Annotated in this window: 1 protein-coding gene; it reads right to left on the bottom strand. The window is 42.3% G+C overall.

The window, feature by feature from the left end:
• Positions 1-88: 88 nt before the first annotated feature.
• Positions 89-226 (bottom strand): hypothetical protein, encoded by a 138-nt coding sequence (locus KZZ04_RS22290; RefSeq protein WP_368735912.1) that lies wholly within the window; start codon positions 224-226, stop codon positions 89-91.
• Between the last annotated feature and the right edge of the window lie 13 nt (positions 227-239).

Below are 239 nucleotides of genomic sequence, written 5' to 3'. Positions count from 1 at the left end.
ACAGGGCAATTGTATACCCCGCTTCATTCGTTATCCAAATCTCTTTATGCCGCCCTGAAGTCGAAAATGGTCTAATCTCTACTTTCATCTAATCCCCTTCCTCTGTCATCATCAGTGTGAATGTATAATGAAATGGTTCTACTTTTAACTTGTATTGCTCTTGCGTTGCTGGTCCACAGCTATTCGTCCCCAGCCCATATTGCTGATAATCAATGTTAAGCTCAATCTGCGACTGCTTG

This window comes from Pseudoalteromonas sp. CR1, from assembly GCF_019392235.1.
GTDB lineage: Bacteria > Pseudomonadota > Gammaproteobacteria > Enterobacterales > Alteromonadaceae > Pseudoalteromonas.
The sequence above is the reverse complement of the archived record's forward strand: the minus strand, read 5'-3'. Positions and strand labels throughout refer to the sequence as shown.